The 16,388-nt window shown below is 38.5% G+C and carries 11 protein-coding genes; 3 read left to right on the top strand and 8 right to left on the bottom strand.

Going from position 1 to position 16,388, the window contains the following annotated elements:
- Positions 1 to 77 precede the first annotated feature (77 nt).
- The 3 genes from ABS766_RS10650 to ABS766_RS10660 form a co-directional block, all read right to left on the bottom strand.
- Entirely contained in the window at positions 78 to 968 is an 891-nt protein-coding gene (locus ABS766_RS10650; protein ID WP_408085135.1) for a bifunctional 5,10-methylenetetrahydrofolate dehydrogenase/5,10-methenyltetrahydrofolate cyclohydrolase, read from the bottom strand.
- Between the two features lie 133 nt (positions 969 to 1,101).
- A complete protein-coding gene (gene ffh, locus ABS766_RS10655) occupies positions 1,102 to 2,442 on the bottom strand; it encodes a signal recognition particle protein (RefSeq protein WP_408085137.1) in 1,341 nt (446 codons plus the stop codon).
- A 158-nt stretch (positions 2,443 to 2,600) separates the two neighbouring features.
- Positions 2,601 to 3,944, bottom strand: coding sequence for a LamG domain-containing protein (locus ABS766_RS10660; RefSeq protein WP_408085138.1), 1,344 nt, complete (start codon positions 3,942 to 3,944; stop codon positions 2,601 to 2,603).
- Positions 3,945 to 4,267: 323 nt separating this feature from the next.
- Here ABS766_RS10660 and ABS766_RS10665 point away from each other — a divergent pair, with 323 nt between their 5' ends.
- The 3 genes from ABS766_RS10665 to ABS766_RS10675 are packed head-to-tail and all read left to right on the top strand — an operon-like array spanning position 4,268 to position 8,307.
- Positions 4,268 to 4,789: an RNA polymerase sigma factor gene (locus ABS766_RS10665; protein ID WP_408085139.1), complete on the top strand. Its 522-nt coding sequence runs from the start codon at positions 4,268 to 4,270 to the stop codon at positions 4,787 to 4,789.
- 54 nt (positions 4,790 to 4,843) lie between these two features.
- Positions 4,844 to 5,764 carry a FecR family protein gene (locus ABS766_RS10670; protein ID WP_408085140.1) on the top strand — a complete coding sequence of 307 codons (921 nt, stop codon included), beginning with the start codon at positions 4,844 to 4,846 and terminating at the stop codon, positions 5,762 to 5,764.
- Positions 5,761 to 8,307, top strand: coding sequence for a TonB-dependent receptor plug domain-containing protein (locus tag ABS766_RS10675; protein WP_408085141.1), 2,547 nt, complete (start codon positions 5,761 to 5,763; stop codon positions 8,305 to 8,307). Before ABS766_RS10670 ends, ABS766_RS10675 begins: the two co-directional genes overlap by 4 nt.
- Positions 8,308 to 8,384: 77 nt before the next feature.
- Here ABS766_RS10675 and ABS766_RS10680 read toward each other — a convergent pair whose 3' ends face one another.
- The 5 genes from ABS766_RS10680 to argS all read right to left on the bottom strand — a co-directional run bounded on the left by ABS766_RS10680 (position 8,385) and on the right by argS (position 16,349).
- The gene (locus ABS766_RS10680; protein WP_408085142.1) at positions 8,385 to 9,764 is read right to left on the bottom strand and encodes a peptide-N-glycosidase F-related protein; all 1,380 of its coding nucleotides are present in this window, start codon (positions 9,762 to 9,764) and stop codon (positions 8,385 to 8,387) included.
- Positions 9,765 to 9,878: 114 nt separating this feature from the next.
- Positions 9,879 to 11,546 carry an MBOAT family O-acyltransferase gene (locus tag ABS766_RS10685; protein WP_408085143.1) on the bottom strand — a complete coding sequence of 556 codons (1,668 nt, stop codon included), beginning with the start codon at positions 11,544 to 11,546 and terminating at the stop codon, positions 9,879 to 9,881.
- Positions 11,546 to 12,994 (bottom strand): LysM peptidoglycan-binding domain-containing protein, encoded by a 1,449-nt coding sequence (locus tag ABS766_RS10690; protein ID WP_408085144.1) that lies wholly within the window; start codon positions 12,992 to 12,994, stop codon positions 11,546 to 11,548. The genes ABS766_RS10685 and ABS766_RS10690 overlap by 1 nt, the downstream gene beginning before the upstream one ends.
- On the bottom strand, positions 12,978 to 14,537 hold the full coding sequence (locus ABS766_RS10695) for an SGNH/GDSL hydrolase family protein (protein ID WP_408085145.1): 1,560 nt from the start codon (positions 14,535 to 14,537) through the stop codon (positions 12,978 to 12,980). Before ABS766_RS10695 ends, ABS766_RS10690 begins: the two co-directional genes overlap by 17 nt.
- Positions 14,538 to 14,570: 33 nt before the next feature.
- Positions 14,571 to 16,349: an arginine--tRNA ligase gene (gene argS / locus ABS766_RS10700; protein ID WP_408085146.1), complete on the bottom strand. Its 1,779-nt coding sequence runs from the start codon at positions 16,347 to 16,349 to the stop codon at positions 14,571 to 14,573.
- Positions 16,350 to 16,388: the final 39 nt, after the last annotated feature.

Here is a 16,388-nt window from a genome sequence, read left to right on the forward strand (position 1 = left end):
GAATAAAGGGAACCCGCGGGCTCCCTTATTTGTTTAAAAAAAATAGGGCTGACTCACTTTTGAGACAGCCCCTTTAATTATGCTTGTTCTTTTGCTCTTCTCATTTCCCTTGCCAACAGGGTATTTTTAAGCAGCATGGCAATAGTCATAGGGCCAACACCGCCCGGTACCGGGGTAATGTAACTGGCTTTTTTGCTTACATTTTCAAAATCCACATCGCCAGTAATTTTGTATCCTTTTTCAGAATTTTCATCGGGTACGCGGGTAATGCCTACATCAATAACCACTACATCATCTTTTACCATTTCGGCTTTCAGGTAATTGGGTACCCCAAGTGCTGTAATAATAATATCAGCCTGGGTAGTAATCTGGCTGATGTTTTTGGTGTGGCTATGTGTTAGGGTTACAGTACTGTTGCCCGGAAAACCCTTGCGGCCCATAAGTATGCTCATTGGGCGGCCCACAATATGGCTACGCCCTATAACTACAGTATGCTTACCCGCTGTTTGCACGTTATAACGTTCTAAAAGGGTGAGGATACCAAAAGGGGTGGCAGGAATAAACGTTGTCATATCCAGCGCCATTTTGCCAAAATTTTCCGGGTGAAAACCATCCACATCTTTACTTGGGTCTATAGCCATGAGCACTTTCTGCTCGTCTATCTGACTTGGTAAAGGTAGCTGCACTATAAACCCGTCTATATTATCATCCTGGTTAAGTTCTTCAATTTTTTTAAGCAGTTCTATTTCACTTATAGTACTGGGCAGTTTTATTAAAGTACTTTCAAAACCCACTTTTTCGCAGGACTTTACCTTGCTGCCTACATACGTAAGGCTTGCGCCATCATTGCCTACAAGTACCGCTGCAAGATGGGGTACTTTCTCACCATTCTGCTTCATTTTGGCAACTTCAGCCGCAATTTCATTTTTTATGTCTTCAGAAATTTTCTTCCCGTCGAGTATTTGCATTTGTTTAAAGTTTAAAAGTTCAAGGTTTAAAGCTTCACTTTCTACCTAAAACCACATTGTTGTGTTGTTGTCATTTGTAAATCCATCAAAGAAGTGTACAGCAATAAGTTCGGGCCTAAACGAAGGTTTGCGGCTATGGCTGCATTCCCTTCATGCCCCCCATCATACGCATCAGGTTTTTACCTGCACCACCCTGCATCATCTTCATCATTTTGCTCATTTGGTCAAACTGTTTCAGTAACTGGTTTACCTGCTGTATGCTGGTACCACTGCCTTTAGCTACGCGGTTTTTGCGTTTAGCATCTAATATAGAGGGCTTGCTGCGCTCGCTTGGGGTCATACTATGTATAATAGCCTCTATATGTTTAAAGGCATCATCTTCAATTTCTACATCTTTAAGGGCTTTTCCGGCGCCGGGTATCATACCAACAAGGTCTTTCATGTTACCCATTTTTTTAACCTGCTGTATTTGGCTTAAAAAGTCGTCAAAACCAAATTCATTTTTGGCAATCTTCTTTTGTAATTTACGCGCTTCTTCTTCATCATATTGTTCCTGCGCACGCTCCACAAGCGATACAACGTCTCCCATGCCCAAAATACGGTCGGCCATACGCGAAGGATAGAAAACATCTATCGCTTCCATTTTCTCTCCCGTACCTATAAATTTGATGGGCTTATTAACAACCGACTTAATTGAAATAGCGGCACCGCCACGGGTATCACCATCCAGTTTGGTTAGTATTACACCGTCAAAATCTAACCTGTCGTTAAATGCTTTGGCCGTATTTACAGCATCCTGCCCTGTCATAGAGTCTACAACAAAAAGGGTTTCCTGTGGCTGTATGGCTTTATGTACATTGGCTATTTCGGTCATCATTTCTTCATCTACGGCAAGGCGCCCTGCAGTATCTACAATTACTACATTAAAGCCGTTGGATTTGGCATGCTTAATGGCATTTTGTGCAATTTCTACCGGATTACGGTTTCCTTCTTCACTATACACCTCTACCCCTATCTGCTCTCCTACTACATGTAGCTGGTTTATAGCAGCCGGACGGTAAATATCACACGCTACCAATAGCGGTTTTTTATTTTTTTTGGTTTTAAGAAAATTTGCCAGCTTACCCGAAAACGTGGTTTTACCCGAACCCTGCAAACCAGACATTAATATTACTGATGGGTTGCCCGAGAGGTTAATGCCTTCGGCATCGCCCCCCATAAGTTCAGTAAGCTCATCTTTTACCAGTTTTACTATAAGCTGGCCGGGCTGCAATGTAGTAAGTACATTTTGCCCCAGGGCTTTTTCTTTTACGGTATTGGTAAATTCTTTGGCAATTTTAAAGTTAACATCGGCATCAATAAGGGCGCGGCGCACCTCTTTAAGGGTATCAGCCACATTCACATCGGTAATTTTACCGTGGCCTTTTAATACGTGTAATGCCTTGTCTAATTTATCAGTTAAATTCTCAAACATAGTCAGTCAATCTTTTACAGAAGTGCAAATTTAAGGATTTGATTTAGAAGTTAGAGGATTTAGTATTTAAAAAAACATTCTGTATAAAAAAAGAACCAGCCTCACTCAAAGGCTGGTTCCAATTGGAAAAAAACTTGAATATTTAAAAAAAAACACAACTATCCTAAACAAATACTGCAATCGCCCTCTAACTCATAAAGGGTTTGTACCTCCTGAGCAGTCAGCACCTTTTTGTAAACCCTAAGGTCATCAAGGTAGCCTGTAAAGCCCGAACCTACAAAATAATCTGCAGCTGTACCGCCAACAGAAGCATTTACAAAAGGCTGGCTTTGCTGTAGCTCTCCGTCCCGATACAATTGGGCCTCATAATTGCTATTTAATGTAAGTACCAGATGGTGCCAGTTTTGGGTGTCTTCAGCCAAAAAATCGGCAGAATCATCCCAGATATTATTATTCCCCGCTACAAAAACCGGTTTATTCAAATCATATAAAGCAAGTTCAAAACCTGTGCTATCGCCTGCGCCTTTACCAAAAAGCACTTCATAATTGCCTATATTGGTGTTTTGCATTTTAAACCAAAGGCTTATACTAATCTCATTTCCATCAATTAGGGCATTATCTGCAGAAGATGTTATCTGCAATTGCTGGTTTCCGTTAAAGGCAATGGCGCAATGCCCACTTCCACTCCTGTCTGTCACAAATGCAGTATCGGTTGGCCCTACAACTATACTTCCCATTAAATCAGCTACATTATTAGAAAAGGGCATATACAATACTAAATCATCAGTTAGTATACCGGGATTTGTGCATTCAGCGACGGCATCCTCCAGTACGCAATTTTGAATTGCTGTTTGTATAACCTGCATAAACTCGTCATTGTTATTTACAATAACCTGTGTATTGCCCGCATAATTTACGGTAACCGGATAATCTATTGAATAATATTCATTAGAGCCCAAGTTTTGTAAAAACTGGTAAATGTCCTGGTTACTGTTTAGCGTATAGGTATTTTCAACCTGAAAATTGCTGTTATAACCAAAAACGCTAACCGGATAGTTTATAGCAATGCATTGTGCAACATTTTCCTGCTGTGTATTGCAGGCTGCTACCAGGGAGTCATATTCACTTTTAGAAGTTACCATCTGCTGTGTATAATCGGCAAAAACAACCGTTAATGGAAAAGTGAGTTGTAATGTGTCTTCATCTGTACTGCTTTGGTTAAAAATACCTGCAACAGTTTCGTAATCAGAGGGTGTATTTACAGTAAGTTGTTGCCCGTTTACAATAACAGCAACGGGCAATACTATATTAAAACAATCGGTACTGTCTATAGTAGTTCCGGTAAAGGTATTGTCAACTGTTATTGAAGATAGTAAACCGGTGAGGCCTGAAAGAGAACCAAGCGCCTCAGAATCATTTTCGCTAATGGTATCACCCTGGCAGGATACACAGACTGCGGCAATACCAAAAACGAAAATGATATACAGAAACGCCTTTTTCATAGCTTTTATATTTAGGCTCTTAATAAAGTTTAACAGCTAAAAGCATAAATACCCTACCTCTATTTTAATTTTTTTTATAAAAAAAACCAGCCCTTTAAAAAAGCCGGTTTTTTTCATAACAATTTTAAAGCATTTTCTTTTTCATATATAATAAAAACAGTACTAAAAGGGTCTTGTTTTTAAGTAGCCTGATATCACTTATAAGAATTAAAACAGTTATAAAATAAAATACCCTACCTTAAAAGGTTTTTTTTTATTTTTCTCATAGAAATTATTGCCCCGATAGTTTTTTTTATAATTTAACACCGTTTTTATAACTATCCATGAAAAAAGAAACCACACAGGGCATTTGCGCAGAAAATATTTTCTCGGGCTTTTTTAAAAAGCATGCTGCCGCTTTGCGCAATTACCTGTACTATAAATTCGGGAATGAAGACCAGGCAGATGACATTACTCAGGAAGCATTTATAAAGCTTTGGGAAAATTGCGAAAAGGTATCGCCCGAAAAGGCAAAATCATTTTTGTATACTGTAGCCAATAATGCTACCCTAAACCAGATTGCACACCAAAAAGTAGTACTGGAATATAACAAAAAAAGCCCTGCCAGGGTTACCGACTCTCAGGATCCGCAATACCTGATGGAAGAGGAACAGTTTAAAATAAAGCTGCAAAATGCTATTAACAGCCTTAGCGAAGCACAGCGTACTGCCTTTTTATTGCACCGTATTGATGGAAAAAAATACCACGAAATAGCAGAAATATTAAACATTAGCGTTAAAGCTGTAGAAAAACGCCTGCATGGCGCTTTATTACAGTTACGCAAACAAATTGATAATTTACCTTAGTTATAGTAGGGTATTGATACCTATAACTGTTATAGCTTAAAAGAGCGATAAAAAATGAAAGATGATGTAAGGTTAGCAAAGTGGCTGAATGACGAAATGGATGAGAAGGAATTGGAGGAATTCATGTCGTCACCAGAATATGCCACTTATAGCAGGATAAAAGAATTTTCGGCGCAACTAACCGCGCCCGAAGGGAATATTGATTCTATTTATCAAAAAATAAAAGAACAAAGGCAACGCCCAGTTAAACAAGTACCTGTTAGAAAATTAAGCGCCTGGCTGCCCCGTATTGCGGCACTATTTATAATTGCATTTGGGCTGGCATGGTTTTTTTACACTTCACACACTACTACACAAGTAGCAAATGCAGGAAAACGTACTACATTTATGTTGCCAGACAACTCTAAAGTAGTACTAAATGCAGCTTCTGAAGCTGATTATAAAACCTGGAACTGGGATGACAACAGACGGGTTGAACTTGAAGGAGAAGCCTGGTTTAAGGTAGCAAAAGGAAAAACTTTTGATGTGGTAACACCACAGGGAACCGTAACTGTAGTGGGTACCCAATTTAATGTAAAAGAGCGTGAAGGGCGTTTTGAAGTTACCTGCTTTGAAGGTAAAGTTAAAGTAACCAGCAACAATCAGGAGGTATTACTTACACCCGGTAAAAGCGTTGTATTTGAAAACGGTAAAAAAACAGACCTGCCTGCCAGGGAAGAAATAAAGCAACCGGGCTGGATTAATTATAAAACATATTTCAATAGCGAGAATATTAAGAATATAGTTAAGGAGATGGAACGCCAGTATAATATTGAGATTGTACTTATGGATAATATAAGTAAAGCTGACCTTAACAGATCTTACACAGGGCAAATACCTATGGATGACCTTGATAGTGCTATTGAAACTATTGAACCTATCTATCATGTAAGGGCTAAAAAGCAAGGCAGCAAAATTATACTATCGGGTGAATGATAAAACATTTTCGGTTTTTTTTTACAATTTCGGTTTTTATAATAGCAATCCGGCCTGTATATGCACAGGACGTAAACCAAGATACGAGATTAAAAAAAATTCTGGAAGACATTACTATACAACACGGTGTAGAATTCAGCTACGCTGAGGAAGATGTAAGGCATTTTACACTAATACCCCCTGACCCTGACCTACCGCTAAAGGCCAAGCTCATTTATATAAAGAACCGAACGGGCCTCAGCTTTAAAAATGTTAAAGATTATATAGTAGTTTTTACCGATAACGTGTTATCAGTAAGCTACTTTTGTGCCTATGTTATTGATGAGTACGGCTATCCTGTAGATAAAGCTATAGTGCAGTATGATGATATACATACAATAGTAACCGGGCCAGATGGATATTTTGAACTCCCAAAATCTATTTTGAGGGAGAGCCTTAATGTTACACAGACCGGGTATGTATCAGTAAGCGTTAAAACAGATACATTTAAACGCGACTGCCTTGCCATAACACTTCCTCTCAAATCAACAGAATTAGAAGAAATTATTGCCGAGCGCTATCTTACAACTGGTATTGCAAAAAAGAAAGACGGAAGCTTTATTATTACCCCTAATGAATTTGGCATTTTACCCGGCCTTACAGAGCCTGATGTATTGCAGGCTATGCAGCAACTACCGGGCATTAACAGTATAGACCAGACAGTATCTAACATTAATGTGAGGGGCGGCACGCATGACCAGAACCTTTTTATGTGGAATGGCATACGGCTTTTTCAAACCGGACATTTCTTTGGCCTTATTTCTGCGCTTAACCCTAACCTTGCGCATGAAATTAAAATATTTAAAAACGGTACATCGGCCTTTTATGGAGAAAGCGTGTCAAGCGCTATTGATATTTCCAGCCACACTAAAACTATTGGTACAGAGACTACCAGCATTAGCAGTAATATGATAAGCGCCGATATGTATACCAAAATAAAAACTTCTGAAAATACTAATATAGAACTTTCAGGCAGGCGGTCGTTTACAGACATATTAGATTTTCCTACATATACTAAATATTCCAAACGTATTTTTCAAAATACAGTGGTAACCCAATTGGATAACAGTACTGATGTAAATTATAAAAGTGATAAAGAGTTCTTTTTTTATGACCTAACCGCACAATTTCACCAAAAAATAAACAACAAACACAACCTGTATGTGGATGTAATTAACATAAACAACCGGCTAGATTTTACCCAAGGAACCATAACATCTACAAACGTAGTAACCAAACAAAGCAGCCTTACGCAAAATACCCTCGGCGGTACGGCAACCTGGAAAGCACAGTGGACTGATACCCACAGCAGTGAAATTGGTATTTATGGCTCTTACTATGATGTAAACGGAACCAACTCCCAACTGGAAACCGACCAACAGGTAATACAGGAAAATACTATTGTTGATACAGGGGTGCATCTGGAAAACTCTAATAAACTAACACCGGTATTTATATTGCATAGTGGTTACCAGTTTAATGAAATAGGCATTGATAACAGAGACAGGGTAAACCAGCCAAGTTATAACCGCAATGTAAAAAGGGTTTTGCGAACGCACTCTGTAATAGGTGAGCTGGAGCATAACCCTGATGACCAGACTCTTTATATAAGGGCAGGATTACGCGCCAATTATATTGAGCAATTTGGGTTGCTTTATTTTGAGCCGAGGCTACAGTTTAATTATGAATTTAACGCATTGTGGCAACTGGAAATACTTGCTGAACAGAAAAGCCAGTCTGTTAGCCAGATTGTAGCGCTCCAAAATGATTTTTTGGGTATCGAAAACAGGCGTTGGATACTTGCTAATGAAGAAGACATACCCATACAGCGCAGTAACCAGATATCTGCCGGGGTTACCTATAAAGATAAGGGATGGTTAGCATCATTAGATTGTTTTTATAAACGTGTAGATGGCATTACCACATATGGACAAGCTTTTCAAAACCAGTTTGAACTGGAGTTAGCTACGGGTAGCTATGATGTAACGGGAACCGAACTATTACTACAAAAACAATTTAAAGACTTTAATGCCTGGTTAAGTTATGGGTGGAATAATAACAAATATCATTTTGACGGCTTTACACCCCGCACCTTTACCAGTAATTTTAATATTAGCCACGCTGTTACCACAGGAGCAAGCTATGAGTGGCAAAAATTTAAAGTGGCATTAGGTTCAAAATGGTATAGCGGGCGCCCCACTACAAATCCGTTAATAAGTGTGCCAACATATAGTAATATAGGCACGCCTACCATAGTATATAATTACCCGAATACTGATACGGTAGGCAATTTTTTTGAAGTAAATTTTTCCACCGTTTATACCTGGCAGCTGCCGCAAAATGCACGCCTGCAAATAGGCCTGTCTATAATTAATATTTTTAACCGCTCTAATATATTAAATCGCTACTACCGTATATCCAGCGAAGACAACAATGTTATAGAAGAAGTTAATACCTATGGGCTGCAGCGCACACCAAATGCATTAATTAAACTTCTTTTCTAAATACCTAATAAAAACAAAGGAATCCGCTACAGTGTAGCGGATTCCTTTTCCTAATAAGTGATAAAAATATAAAAAGATTATTTTTTAACTACCTTTTGTGTTAACACCTGGCCGTTATCAAACTCAGCTTTAATAATATAAACACCATTTTGCAGCTGGCCCATATTAATGTTATTGCCCGTTCCGTTCATTACAGACTGGCCTAATGTATTTAGTACTGTAAAACTTTTTGCTGTAATATTATTTCCGGTATTAATAGTAGCTATATCATTAACCGGATTAGGATATACTGCAAATGAGTTTACAGCAAATTCGTCATTACTTAATGTGGCTGTAGTACCCATTACATATACTGACATTGGGAAATATCCCTGATCTCCATTAAATGTAGCATCTGGAACATCTACTTTAAATTCATGGTCGCCTTCTGGCACAACGCCTAATTCAACCACACGTGTAGGTATTTTATCACCAGGGCACCAGTTGTTCCAGTACCAATATGCATCATTATCCGGTAAAAGAGGAGACGGATTTTGAGAGCAATCATAAAATATACAACTCGGCTGTGTATTGTACTGCAGAAATGGAATACATGATACACCACCTGGTTTGTATTGCAGCTTCAATTCGTTATCATAATAAATATAATGCCATCTTCTTACATATTCTTCCCCCCCGGAATTAGATCCATGGTTTGAATTAATAAAATAATATTTAGTATCAGTTACCTCAGCCGGTGCATGAAAACCAAGTGTCCTCACAGTTTCACCAAGTACATCTGTACCATTTAGGGTATAATCTTTAAGTTCATACTTAAAACACAGAGGCTGAAAATAGATAAACTTCTCAGTGTAAGTCCCTTCAGATACTAATTGTAAAGATCCTCTGTATACATCATTTCTGGTTGAAGGGCATATAGAAGGATATTCAGCTGCAGCACCACCCTGTGTTGCCGAACCCTGATAACCATAAATTTCAAGTTCAATCCAGAAATCATAATTATCTGTTAGTATAGGATGGTGAAGTATATCAACTACATGGCTAATGTCATAAGTATATGGAACCTCAACATCTCCATCAGGAATCATAAATGGCGTAATAAAACGGCCTAGTTCTATACGTGTTACCTGATTATATTCATACGATGTAGCCCCTTTAGGAACAAATGCAAGGTTTACGTTACCTATCCTGTCATAATTATCACAAAGAGAAGCCGCCTGAACATTCAGGGTTAAGGAGCTACCAAAATTAGCTATTACCTCGTCGGTAAGTTTAATTCCGTATGATGAATTATTGTTTCGTATAGCATTTGGCGGAAGTGGCTGATCAACAGCACCTTCATACATGCTGTAAAAAACAGCATCATCAAAAAGTTCTACTGTGTATGGATCCTGTGCCTGGGCATGAAACCCAAAAACCGAAGCAAATAAAGAAAATAAAAGTATTGTTTTTTTCATAAAATAGATATTTGAAGCTGGAAATTTACAAATAAATATAATAAAACAAAGAAATATTTATCAATAACAAGGTGCTATTACTTAAAAACACTATTTCTTTACAGAATGTTATATTTAAAACTGAAAATAAATGAACGGCTGGGTTTCTGAAGAGGCCATTGCATATACCAACCAAAATACAAGCCCCATTATTATACCTTTTATAAAAAGAGGGGTAATATCAAAAGCTTTTTTCATTACACCAATAACTTTTCCAGGTAAAAAATGCCATGAATATCCTATAGCCATCAGCAGGAATACATTTTGATATCCTAAAATAATAGCCTGCCATTGCCGGGGCTCAAAAGTAATACGGCCTATGTTATTTATAAGATCCAATGCCAGGCTAAAATCTTTCGCACGGAAGAAAATCCAGCAGAACACTACAAAATGAAACGTTATGAGTAACGATATAACATTCCATAAAACTCCCGGAGCAGATGGTTTTTTATCTTTTTTATAAGGAAAGTATTCTATCCATAATTTATGTATTGCCAGTGCCATGCCATGCAGTGCCCCCCAAACCACAAACCTTAAACTTGGCCCGTGCCAAAGCCCACCAAGCAGCATAGTGGTAAGCAGGTTTACATTGGTTACCATAGATTTTTCTTTGTTTTTAGACAACAAAAATGTTAGCATAAACAGCATCGCTGCACTAACACTAATAACAAGGGGCACACTACTTACCGCAGCATAACTGATACTCCATAATATGGCACCCAGAAAAAACAATCCCGGAAAAAGAAACCCGGCAACCGTGCCACGCCTGTTACCCCCTACAGATATGTACAGAAAATCTTTAAGCCAGGTAGACAGGGATATATGCCAGCGGCGCCAAAACTCAGTAATATTAATTGATTTATAAGGCGTACGGAAGTTTTCGGGCAACGTAAAACCTAATAACAATGCAATACCAATGGCCATATCGCTATACCCTGAAAAGTCGCAATATATCTGTATAGTATAACCATACGTTGCCATAAGGTTTTCAAATGCAGTATAACTGTTTGGCGCATCAAAAACCCGGTCAACAAAATTTACCGATATATAATCTGATATCACCGTTTTTTTAATAAGTCCACCTATAATAAGAAACAATGCATTATTAACATCTTCCCGGGTAAGCTTTAGCTTGGCATATATTTGTGGTATAAAATCTTTTGCCCGCACAATGGGCCCTGCTACAAGCTGCGGAAAAAACGAAACAAAAAACAGATAGTCTATATAACTTTTAGCAGGGGTTATTTCTTTCCTGTAAATCTCTATAGTATAGCTTATTGACTGAAAAGTATAAAATGATATCCCTACCGGGAGTATGATTTCGTAAAATGAATAATGCCCGTTAAAAAACTGATTATAATTACCTATTACAAAATTGGTATATTTAAAATAGCCTAAAAAGGTAAGATTTGTAATTACACTAAAGTAAAGGTATATCTTCCGCCGCAGGGTATCGGTTTCGCGGTATAAAAAGTAACTCAGGGTATAATCTATACTTACTGTCATGAGCAGCAGTAAAAAATAGATACCGCTGGATTTATAATAAAAGAATACCGAAAACGCGGTTACATATACCAAACGTAACCTAAAGGTATTGCGTGTTAGTATATAAATACCATAAAACACAAGAAAAAGCCCCAAAAATAAAGGGGTATTAAAAAGTAATGGCTTTTTAGGGTCATATACAAACCATGACACCACTTCGTCCCAGGTTATGCTTTGTAAAATATCAAAGAAATACATTACTCCCGGTTGATTTTAAAGTTATCATATGCTTTAATAAAGGCTTCGGCAAACATTGCCCCCTGCTTTTCATATCCGTCTACGCTATAATGCACCCTATCTTTACTCATTAGCCCTTTTTTGGCGTTATCGGGCACACTGTATAACCCGCCCATTTGGGTAAAGAGATCCCATGAAGCATACTCTTTTTCGGTTTCGTGCATCAGTATTTCTCTTGCATAGGATGCTACAATGGTATTTGGATATTTACGTTTAAACAATGATGGCGGGGGTGTAATAACCAGTATAGCCGTATCCGGATTCAGGGATTTTACATTTTGGATGAAAAGGTTAATTTGTATTGTATAGTCTTCTGCCGAAAGTTTATCAAAAGACTCATTAGTACCTAATGAAATAATAACCAGATCAGGCTTAAGCGCTGGCAGTTGTTCAAAAAACAAAGGATATTTATTATAATCTGAAGCTTTGGCTCCATTTACACCTATACTGTGATATATAAGCCCGGGGGTATCATTTTCCAGCACCAGTCCACTAAGGGTAAACTTATTTTTGCCAGGGGCAGGTAATAAATAAATCTTATTTAAATCTGCATCGCTGTGGTAATAGTGATAAAGCGAATCAGCTTCTAATTCCAGTGGAATAAATTCTGAACGCTTTAATTGCTTTTTCTCTTTTTCATTAGTTGGTATCAGCAATGTTTTACCGGCACGGATATGATCCGATTTCATACCGTTCGCTTTTTTTATCTGAGTTACCGTTACACCATATTTTCTGGCTATGCTACCCAAAACTTCACCACTTTTTATGGTATGGTATATTTTTTTAGGCTCCACACTTTCAATTACTATCTCGCGTATGGAAGTAGCCACGTCAAATGCGGGTATGTTGCCCGGGGTGATAATCTTTATAGTATTAAAATTATAAGCGGTGTATTTAACCGAAAGTTCTACAGCAAAATCTTCATAAGCGGTAAGTGCAATACCACTTAACCCTACCTCCATGGTGTCTACCGGATAAATATTGCGCCGGCTGGCCCAGCTGATATTGCTTTTATAACGTGTATTGTAACTGCCATTAGTTTTTGCCAACTGGTGTGGAAAGCTGAATCCCGCACCGCCATTACCAAAACGTTGTTGCAGGCGTTTACGTATGCTATTGGTCATAAGATCTGCCTGAATGTGAGAATCGCCTATATGCACAATATTTATATGCCCTGCTTTTTGGTCTTGCATTAAAAGCATCTTTTCAAACAACAGGCTAAGCACAGAGGTATTTGTAATAATATCTTCATGCGCTGTTATAGTATCTGTTACAATAGTATCTGCCACAATTTCATTTATGGCCACACTATCAATACTTACTTCTGTAGAGTCTGTTTGTGAATAGCCCAATACAAAACACAAAAGGCTAATACAGGTAAAAAATTGCCTTTTAATTAGTATTTGCATGCAGGGAATCTTTTTTTGGCGGGTTATACGGTATGTTTTTATGTAGTGTATCTTTATTCACACCCTTTTTTCTTACGGTATCTTTTGGTAAACCATTTTTCCTAATAGTATCTTTTGGTAATTTTACAACTACTTTGTCACCACCCAGTTTTTTATAATCTTCATAGCCTTTATTCAGTTCATTGTAAATAATGCCGGCAACCTTTTTTGCACCGCGATAGTTAAAGTGCGTATAGTCTTTATTGGCAAGAGCAGGAATGGTATCTGCCCATTTCACCATGGAACCATTACCTCCCATAAGCATATACAGATTTATATAACCTGCTTTATTATTAAGGGCGTAGCGTTTTTGTGCACGGGTTAAAGGTACCACGGCAGAGTCTGTCTGCATTTCTGTACCGTATTTGGTAGACTTATCGGCAGTGGAAATAATAAGTATAGAAACCCCGGGAAAACATTCCTTTAAATGGTTTACCACAACACCCATCTTCTTTTCATACCAATAATAATCATACGTACCGTAGTTAAGCACATTGGTACCATAGTGCAGTATTATAAGATCATATCCCAGCTTTTCATTAAAGGCCTTCATCAAAGGCTTGTTTAATATAGAAATTGGCAGGCCGGAGTTACCCCTGTTACTAAAATTATCCACATGCACACCGCGCCCATCGTCAAAATTAAATCCGTAAAGCGGTATAGAATCAGCCGCAAAAAACTCTGCCCTGAAAGAAGTTGCACTATTGCCAAGGCGAAGGGTATTAAGGCGGTTTACCGGGTTTAGTTTTTTAATCACCGTATCGTTACCTGTGATATAATGCACACTTGCCGTTGTATTTTCAGAATGGCCGTAAAACAGTACAGGGTCATTAAGTTGTGATATATTATTAAATTTAACCGACTTATATTTAACCCATACTGGATTTAATGTATCGTGCTTTGTAAAAAACACGTAGCCACTTACTCCAAAAGGCTTTTCAGGATGTTTTACGTTAAGGTAAGACTGGGTTTTCCAGTTATTAGAAAATTGGTGTGTTAGCGTACTGCGGGAGGCAGCTGACTCTGATGTGATGTTTACAAAACCTACACCCTGCCCGCCAAAACGTGCCTGCAGGGCAGCACGCAGGTCTTTCACTATCAGGTCACCATCAGTCATAGAGTCGCCAAAATAGGCAATCCTCACATTACCCTCACCAGATTTTTCAAGCTGTACCAATTTTTGGTAAAAAGGCATCAGGTACTGAAAGCCCTTATAATTGGAATATGTTTCCGGTGGAAATGCAATACCTTCTTCCGGCTGAAAAAACACCTTTTGTTTATCTTCTTTAACTATTTTTTCCTCAGGCGCAACACTATCCTTTTGCTTGACAGCCTCTTCCTGAACTGCTTCGAGCATAAGGCTATCCACTACAACATTTTTGGTTGCTGTAGCCGTTTCAGTAAATATCTTTGAAGGTAAAACCTGCTTAAAGCCAATAAGGGCAGCAATGGATATTACCACAATAGCAAACGACTGAAAAAAGTAGTTTTTAGTTGGCTTCACAGGTTTAGCAGTTGAATTTTGTTGTAACTAAGCTTACATACGCTCCGGCACCTCTATGCCTAATAACGCAAATGCAGTTTTTATGGTATCGCCCACTTTTTTACTAAGCTGTATACGGAAAATTTTATCGTTTGCTGCTTCTGCGCCAAGCACCGGCACGCTCTGGTAAAACGAGTTATATCCTTTTACAAGGTCATACACATAATTGGCCACTAACGCGGGGCTGTGGGTTGCAGCAGCGTTTTGCACTACATCAGGAAACTGGTTTACTTGTTTTAAAAGTTCTTTTTCTTTTTCATGCAGGTTTACACCGTTTAATGGGGCAGTGTAATCAAAGTCTGCGCGGCGTAACAGGCTCTGTATACGGGCATAGGTATATTGTATAAAAGGCCCTGTATTACCCGCAAAATCTACCGATTCTTTAGGGTCAAACAATATACGCTTTTTAGGATCTACCTTTAGTATATAATATTTTAATGCGCCAAGGCCAATTATCCTGTATAAGTTTGCTTTCTCCTGGTCTGTATAGCCATCAAGCTTACCTAACTCTTCAGATATTTTTTGCGCAGTATCAGTCATTTCGGTCATCAGGTCATCCGCATCAACAACAGTACCCTCACGGCTTTTCATTTTACCCGAAGGCAAATCTACCATACCGTAAGACAGGTGGAACAGGTGCTCTGCCCAGTCATAACCCAGTTTTTTAAGTATAAGAAACAGTACCTTAAAATGATAGTCCTGCTCATTGCCCACAGTATATACCATACCGCCCACATCAGGAAAATCTTTAACACGCTGTACCGCTGTACCTAAATCCTGCGTAATATATACTGATGTACCATCACTACGCAGTACCAGTTTTTCATCAAGGCCATCCGGGGTAAGGTCTATCCATACACTACCGTCTTCTTTTTTATAGAAAACGCCTTTTTGCAGGCCGTCTTCAACAATATCTTTACCTAACAGGTAGGTATTGCTTTCGTAATAATTTTTATCAAAATCAACACCTATATTTTTAAAGCTCTCGTCAAAACCGGTATACACCCAGCCGTTCATTTTCTCCCAAAGGGCTACAACGGCTGCATCGCCGGCTTCCCATTTGCGCAGCATATCCTGGGCTTCCTGTAATAATGGCGCTTTCTTCTTTGCTTCCTCTTCAGTAGTCCCCTCGGCTACAAGGGTATTTACCTGCTCTTTATAAGCTTTATCAAACTCTACATAATATTTGCCCACAAGCTTATCGCCTTTCAGCCCGCTTGTTTCGGGGGTTTCGCCGTTACCAAATTTTTCCCAGGCCAGCATACTTTTACAAATGTGTATGCCCCTGTCATTTATCACCTGGGTTTTATATACTTTAGTGCCTGATGCCTTTAAAATTTCTGCAACCGAATAACCCAGCAATACATTACGCACATGGCCTAAGTGCAGGGGCTTGTTTGTATTGGGCGAGGCATACTCTACCATTATGGCTTTGCCTTGGGCATCTGGTGTTACTATACCGAAATTTTCGTCGTCTTTTATCTGGTTAAAAAAATCTACATAGTAGCTATCGCTTATAACAATATTTAAGAAACCGGACACTACATTATAGCCTGATACAACGGCAACATTATCCTGTAGGTACTGCCCTATTTTGTTACCAAGTGCTACCGGGTTGCCTTTGATAATTTTAAGCAACGGAAAAATAACCATGGTTATATCACCTTCAAAATCCTTGCGGGTAGCCTGTAACTCCACTTTATCTAAAGTGATGTCAAAAAGGTCTTTTACCGCCTGTTGGATATGGGATGTTATAAAGTTTGATAATGCCATAGTGTATTTGATTTTTAGCGTGCAAAGATAAGTAATATT

Origin of the sequence: Flavobacterium rhizosphaerae, assembly GCF_046000445.1 — a bacterium.
Lineage (GTDB): Bacteria > Bacteroidota > Bacteroidia > Flavobacteriales > Flavobacteriaceae > Flavobacterium > Flavobacterium rhizosphaerae.

Excerpts from the sequence above, each read along its gene's own strand:
- ABS766_RS10665 (WP_408085139.1), top strand. The coding sequence starts at position 4,268 with ATGAAAAAAGAAACCACACAGGGCATTTGCGCAGAAAATATTTTCTCG.
- ABS766_RS10685 (WP_408085143.1), bottom strand. The coding sequence starts at position 11,546 with ATGTATTTCTTTGATATTTTACAAAGCATAACCTGGGACGAAGTGGTG.
- ABS766_RS10690 (WP_408085144.1), bottom strand. The coding sequence starts at position 12,994 with ATGCAAATACTAATTAAAAGGCAATTTTTTACCTGTATTAGCCTTTTG.
- ABS766_RS10680 (WP_408085142.1), bottom strand. The coding sequence starts at position 9,764 with ATGAAAAAAACAATACTTTTATTTTCTTTATTTGCTTCGGTTTTTGGG.
- ABS766_RS10675 (WP_408085141.1), top strand. The coding sequence starts at position 5,761 with ATGATAAAACATTTTCGGTTTTTTTTTACAATTTCGGTTTTTATAATA.
- ffh (WP_408085137.1), bottom strand. The coding sequence starts at position 2,442 with ATGTTTGAGAATTTAACTGATAAATTAGACAAGGCATTACACGTATTA.
- ABS766_RS10660 (WP_408085138.1), bottom strand. The coding sequence starts at position 3,944 with ATGAAAAAGGCGTTTCTGTATATCATTTTCGTTTTTGGTATTGCCGCA.
- ABS766_RS10670 (WP_408085140.1), top strand. The coding sequence starts at position 4,844 with ATGAAAGATGATGTAAGGTTAGCAAAGTGGCTGAATGACGAAATGGAT.
- argS (WP_408085146.1), bottom strand. The coding sequence starts at position 16,349 with ATGGCATTATCAAACTTTATAACATCCCATATCCAACAGGCGGTAAAA.
- ABS766_RS10650 (WP_408085135.1), bottom strand. The coding sequence starts at position 968 with ATGCAAATACTCGACGGGAAGAAAATTTCTGAAGACATAAAAAATGAA.